The sequence below is a fragment of the Micromonospora sp. MW-13 genome, from assembly GCF_003434305.1.
Taxonomy (GTDB): Bacteria; Actinomycetota; Actinomycetes; order Mycobacteriales; family Micromonosporaceae; genus Micromonospora.
On the sequence record NZ_QKKX01000053.1, the window covers coordinates 1 to 5,026 of the forward strand.

At 72.0% G+C, this 5,026-nt stretch carries 5 protein-coding genes and 1 pseudogene; 1 reads left to right on the forward strand and 5 read right to left on the reverse strand.

Annotated features, from left to right (window positions below; genetic code table 11):
• Positions 1-345: pseudogene (locus C5N14_RS23545) on the reverse strand (hypothetical protein); the annotation flags it as partial.
• A gap of 583 nt (positions 346-928) precedes the next feature.
• Here C5N14_RS23545 and C5N14_RS23550 point away from each other — a divergent pair.
• A complete protein-coding gene (locus C5N14_RS23550) occupies positions 929-2,731 on the forward strand; it encodes a glycoside hydrolase family 6 protein (RefSeq protein ID WP_117670734.1) in 1,803 nt (600 codons plus the stop codon).
• A gap of 130 nt (positions 2,732-2,861) precedes the next feature.
• On the opposite strand, the gene C5N14_RS23555 is transcribed toward C5N14_RS23550, so the two are convergent.
• The 4 genes from C5N14_RS23555 to C5N14_RS32350 all read right to left on the reverse strand — a co-directional run.
• Positions 2,862-3,230, reverse strand: coding sequence for a hypothetical protein (locus tag C5N14_RS23555; RefSeq protein WP_117670736.1), 369 nt, complete (start codon positions 3,228-3,230; stop codon positions 2,862-2,864).
• Positions 3,231-3,410: 180 nt separating this feature from the next.
• Positions 3,411-3,650, reverse strand: coding sequence for a hypothetical protein (locus C5N14_RS23560; protein WP_117670738.1), 240 nt, complete (start codon positions 3,648-3,650; stop codon positions 3,411-3,413).
• A gap of 2 nt (positions 3,651-3,652) precedes the next feature.
• On the reverse strand, positions 3,653-4,855 hold the full coding sequence (locus C5N14_RS23565; RefSeq protein WP_243639974.1) for a helix-turn-helix domain-containing protein: 1,203 nt from the start codon (positions 4,853-4,855) through the stop codon (positions 3,653-3,655).
• Positions 4,842-5,026 (reverse strand): hypothetical protein (locus C5N14_RS32350; RefSeq protein ID WP_207892851.1); only part of this gene is annotated, 185 nt, incomplete at its 5' end. The genes C5N14_RS23565 and C5N14_RS32350, both read right to left, overlap by 14 nt.

The following is a 5,026-nucleotide window of genomic DNA, read 5'->3' on the forward strand; positions in this document are numbered from 1 at the left end:
CTCCTCGCCCGGCTTGCCGTGCTCCTCGCCCGGCTTGCCGTGCTCCTCGCCCGGCTTGCCGTGCTCCTCGCCCGGCTGCCCGTGGTCCTTCTCGGCCGCGCGCAGCTTGACCTTGCCAGTGACCTTGGACCAGACGAAGGCGTGCTCCTGCCGCTCCGAGCAGACCTCCAGCAACTCGACCTTCTCGCCCGCCTTGACGACGTGCGGCTTGGCGTAGACCTTGCCGTCGCGGGACTCGCCGTCGTGGTGGCCGTCCGCGAACGCGATCCCCGGCGCGAACACCAGCAGGGACGCGCCACCGAGAGCGGCACCCGCAACGACCTTCCCGAGCATCTTGTTTGCCATGACCTGCGTCACTCCATCCCTTTTCGTCCTGAGCCCGAGTCAGCCGGGCTACTCAAGACGTTAGCCCGGTTCGCGAGCTATAAGGGGAAAGATTCGTGTTTTGCGTGTTCCTAGGTAATCGAGTGGAAGGTGTCACAAGCGCGCTTCGTCAGCGTCTGTCGGAGGTTGTCGACCATGAAGAGGGTTGCGGGCCGGCTGCGCGTGACGCCCCCTTTCGGGGGACAGGGGCACCCGCGCCCCGGGCTGTCGCCAGCGGCGTCATCTCGACCCGGCGCCCTGGACGTCCTGTTCGGCCCTGTCGAACGAGCATCGAACCATTGCCATGGAAGCGCTCCCATGCAAGAATTCCCTCACGCGGTACGGGGAGCCACACCGCGCAAGGCAGATGTCGAGGGCACCGGTGTCACCGGACGACGTCCGCCGCCCGACCGGCCGTTCGCGTGCCGGTCGTGCACCACCACCACACCGCCCGTCCGGGTCGGGCAACCCGAAATCCCCCGTGGCGCCGTCGATCGTCCGTGCCGGACGTCGGGCGCCGTTGCGCCGGGCTGCGAGTCCGGTCTCGCCCAAGGAGATCTGTGGCATGAGTATGAGAAAGAGGCTGTCCGGCCACCGCCGGGCGCTCGCACTGTCCGGTGCGGGTGTCCTGGTTGCCGGCGGCCTGGTGACCATCCCGGTCACCGCGGCCCAGGCCGCGACCCAGTGCAGCGTCGACTACGCCACCAACGACTGGGCCGGCGGATTCACCGGCAACGTCACCCTCAAGAACCTGGGTGACGCGGTCACCTCCTGGAGCCTCGGGTTCACCTTCCCGAACAGCAGCCAGCAGGTCGTGCAGGGCTGGTCGGCGAAGTTCAGCCAGACCGGGCAGAACGTGACCGCCGCGAACGAGTCCTACAACGGCTCGATCGCCAGCGGCGGCAGCGTGACGTTCGGCTTCAACGGCTCGTGGAGCGGCAGCAACCCGAAGCCCACCTCGTTCACCCTGAACGGCGTGGTCTGCAACGGCACCACTCCGCCGACCACGACGCCGCCGACGACCACCCCGCCCACCACCACCCCGCCGACCACGACGCCGCCGACGACCACCCCGCCGACGACGACGCCGCCCACCACGACCCCGCCGGGGCAGAAGGTGGACAACCCGTACCTGAACGCCAAGGGGTACGTGAACCCCGAGTGGAAGGCCAAGGCCGAGTCGGTGGCCGGCGGCAACCGGGTGTCCAACAACCCGACCGCCGTCTGGATCGACCGGATCGCCGCCATCAACGGCACGTCGGGCAGCAGCTCGAACGGCTCGATGGGCGTGCGTGACCACCTGGACGCCGCGCTGGCCCAGGGTGCGAACTACATCCAGTTCGTGATCTACAACCTGCCCGGCCGGGACTGCTCCGCCCTCGCCTCGAACGGTGAGCTGGGCCCGAACGAGCTGCCCCGCTACAAGGCCGAGTACATCGACCCGATCGCCGCGATCCAGGGCGACGCGAAGTACAAGAACCTCCGGATCATCAACGTCATCGAGATCGACTCGCTGCCGAACCTGGTGACCAACACCTCCGGCCAGCCCGGCGGCACCGCGATGTGCGACACGGTCAAGGCCAACGGCGCCTACGTCAACGGCGTCGGCTACGCCCTGGCGAAGCTGGGCGCGATCGGCAACGTCTACAACTACATCGACGCCGGCCACCACGGCTGGCTGGGCTGGGACAGCAACTTCAGCCCGAGCGCCACGATCCTGCGCGAGGCCGCCGGCGCCTCCGGCAGCACCCCGGCCAACGTGCACGGCTTCATCGTCAACACCGCGAACTACTCGGCCCTTCGGGAGCCGAACTTCAAGGTGACCGACACGGTGAACGGCCAGACCGTCCGCCAGTCCAAGTGGGTCGACTGGAACTTCTACGTCGACGAGCTGTCCTTCGCCCAGGCGTTCCGCAACGAGCTGATCTCCAAGGGCTTCGACTCGAAGATCGGCATGCTGATCGACACCTCCCGCAACGGTTGGGGCGGCACCGCCCGGCCCGCCGGCCCCGGCCCGCTGACCAGCGTCGACACCTACGTCAACGGTGGCCGTGTCGACCGGCGGATCCACGCCGGCAACTGGTGCAACCAGTCCGGTGCGGGCCTCGGTGAGCGTCCCAAGGCCGCGCCGGAGCCCGGCATCGACGCCTACGTCTGGGTGAAGCCCCCGGGCGAGTCGGACGGCTCCAGCAAGGAGATCCCGAACAACGAGGGCAAGGGCTTCGACCGGATGTGTGACCCGACCTACACCGGTAACGCCCGCAACGGCAACAGCATGAGCGGCGCCCTGCCGGACGCCCCGATCTCGGGTGCCTGGTTCGCGGCGCAGTTCGCCCAGCTCATGCAGAACGCCTACCCGGCGCTCTGACGCTCCACCAGGCACGCCTGCCGGCCGCTGGCGAGGAGTGAGGCACTCTCAGCGGCAGGTTTCCCCCGGGCCCCTGGCCCGACCGGTGACGGTCGGGTCAGGGGCCCCGCCTCGTGCACAGCGGGCGGGGTCAGGGAACCGTCCGTTCCACCGCCGCCCGGCCCTGCTCGGCCAGGTCGCGGCGGGCCCGCTCGACGTTCTCGGGGGTCGGGTCCTGACCTCGGGCCAGCACCAGGTCCTCCGGCTCCCACGGCTGCTCGGCGCCGGTGCGGATGTTGTCCCCGCCGGCCCCGGCGCCCGCGCCGTACGGGTCGCCGAGCAGGTCCTCGGTCGAGCCGGCACCCTCCGGCACGTCCCCCGGCCCGCCGAAGGGCGGGGTGTCCCGGTCGGCCCCGCCACCGGTCGCCAACTGCGGGACCGTGCTCTCGTCGTCCACCGCCGCGGCCACCTCGGGGCTCTCCTCCAGCGGTCGGCCGGCGTTCGGCTCGCGATCGGTCATGCTGCTGCCCTCCCGTGTCCCGGGTGTCTGCCTGATCCCCCCGGCGTACCCCGCTGGGCCCCGGGCATGCCGACGGCGCGGACCGGGGCCCGACGCCGTGGGGGAGGGGCCCGTCATCCCCGGCCGTGGTCCCGGGTCGGCTCGGCCGGGCGAGTGGGTCGGATCGGGTGCCGTTCGAGATCATCCGGCCTGCGGAGGGTCGTCCGGGTCGAGTGGGGCCGGCGGGGTTGCCGTGTTTCGCCGCTGTACGTCTTCGGCGGCGCGTAGGACGTTGCGGGCGGTGGTCGCCAGCGGACAGCCCGGAGTCCGGCAGATCGGGCAGCGGCCGTCGGGGCTGGGTCGGTGGGCGCGGAGGATCGCTCGGGCGGTGAGGGCCAGCCGGTTACGGATCTGCGCCAGGGACAGGAACGGCGCGGTCATCCTCAGGTCACCCCGAGGGTGATGGCGAGCTGAATGATCGTGGCCGGGGCGTGCGGGTCGCGCGCCACCCGGGCGACCACGTCCCGCCCGGCCGGCCGGTAGCGCGGCTCCGCCGGTGCGATGCGGTCGGCGTCGACCAGGACGCGGCCGGCGTTGGCCGGGTCGTCGGCCTGGAGGTAGGCGCGGGCGGCGTCGAGCAGGTGAGCGGCGCGGTGTTCGGCGGGCAGCCACCGCCAGGCGTCCCGGCTGGTCGTCTTCTCGTGCCAGGCGACCGCCTCGCCTGCGTCGCCCAGTTCGAGGGCTGCGGCGACCCGGGCCAGGTCGACCGCTGTCGGCCCGAACGCGGTTCGGTGATGGTCGTGACCCTCGCCCACCCGCAGCGCCATGTCGGCGGCCTCGCCGATCAGTTCGTCGGCGGCGTGGTCGTCGCCGTGGCGGGCCGCCGCCAGGGCGGCCTGGACGAGCAGCGTCCCGCACAGCGACAGTTCGGCCGGGGTGCCGTTGTCCGGGTCGGGCGGGGCGATCCGGTACGCGGCGGCCAGCGCCGTCGACATGGCCGCCCGCGCCCGCCCCGAGGCGCGCAGCACCTCGCCGAGTTGCACGGCGGCGGCGGCGACCAGCACCGGATCGCCGGTCGCCACGGCCACGGCCCGGTCGGCGGCCAACCACGCCAGGTCGGCCTCACCGAGCTTCACCAGCAGCGATGCGGTCACCCGGTACGCCTCGACCAACAACGCGCGGCCCGCCCCCGGGTCGTCGGCGTGGCAGCGCTGCGCATTGGCCAACACGCCCGGCACCAGCGCGATCACCTGCGGATACCGGGCGTGCTGGAAGGTGGTCCATGCGTGCGCGACGTCCCCCGCCACCCGATCCGCCGGCAACCCGGGCCCGCGTGCCGCCGACCGGCACAGGGCGATGTCGTACGTCGAAAGGGCCGCCCGGATCCGGTCCACGCCCTCGGCGCACCGGGTCACGTCGGTGGGCCGGGCGTCCCGGCCGAGCAGCACGGCCGTGTCGATCCGCAGCACGGCGGCGATGGCCTGGAGGGTCGACACCTTGTCGAGGGCGCGGACGCCGCGTTCGACCTTGTCCACCCAGCTCTTCGACTTGCCGAGCCGGTCGGCGAACACCTGCTGCGACAGCTTCCGCCGCGCCCGCCAGTACGCCACCCGCCGACCGACCGGCAGGCGGTCACCGCTGTCCACGACGCCACCGCCGGTCCGGCACCGCCCGGGTGGTCTCCTCGACCGGTATCCGATCCGCCTCGGCCTGCGCGAGGAGACGTTGCTTCGCCGCTTCTCGCTCCGCCTCCTGGATCTGCTCGCCACGGCTCTGTGCTGGGTCGCCTTGGGTACCGTCCACCTGCGTCCTCCCGC